Source organism: Nonomuraea sp. KM90 (assembly GCF_052246675.1).
Classification (GTDB): domain Bacteria; phylum Actinomycetota; class Actinomycetes; order Streptosporangiales; family Streptosporangiaceae; genus Nonomuraea.
The window spans coordinates 1-828 of record NZ_JBQQCB010000392.1; the positions used below are offsets into that span (position 1 = coordinate 1).

General features: G+C 62.7%; 1 protein-coding gene. It reads right to left on the minus strand.

All coding sequences use genetic code 11. The features are described 5' to 3' along the window. Positions 1 to 605: DUF6461 domain-containing protein (locus ACTWPW_RS64405; protein WP_443175071.1), on the minus strand; the 605-nt coding region annotated here is incomplete at its 3' end. Positions 606 to 828 lie beyond the last annotated feature (223 nt).

Here is an 828-nt window from a genome sequence, read left to right on the forward strand (position 1 = left end):
AAGGTGTCGAGCGGTGTTCCTAGTGACACGGATCGGACTTCCTTGTGCCACCACCGCGAACGCCGCTTACCTGGCCTGTTGCCCATAACCGTGTCACCAGCACCACCAGGAACTGCGGAACTCCGGTCCGGAGGCAAGCCGGTTTCACGCATAAGCTCGTTGATCCGGTCCGGGTCGCTCCCCCACCGAGTGCCTGGCAGGTGCGGCGTGAAGCTGGTGACGACCTTGCCATCTACCGCGTACACGAACCTGTCCGCCGCATAATCGTGCCGTCCCACGGCCGCCACCGCGCATCCCCGAAACAGCCCGGTCAACGGCTCGGCCAGCACCGCCTGGAAACCCCGCAGTTCGACGGCCACGCCCCACTCACCGGCTTGGACGACGCCGACATAGTCGTCGTCGGTCATCGCTATGGACTTCCAGACCTTGACACGGAGTTCATGGAAGGTCATCTCTCGCCCTGGGCGTCCGGCCCCGAAGCGTCGCAGCACCTCGGCAGGTTCGAGCCTGCGAAAAAAGGACACGCAGAAAATCTCGCCAAGCAGATCGTCGCGGTCTCCTCGCGAGGCTTCCAACCAACGGAACGGGGCGAGGGGATCGGCCACCGCAACCTCCTTTGATAGTTTTACAGCGCGTGACCGATCGGACCGGGAAATGGCTCCCACCTGCGGCGTAAGCGCGTCTCACCACCATGCAGGCCATGATCTAATCCGTTCATAGGTTTTCGGACTTTCTGGGATGGTCTGTGGGACGATTCATGCATGGCGAGGTTGGGACGGCGGGCCAGCTATGAGGAGCGTCTACGGGCGTGTCAGCTGATCGAGAGCG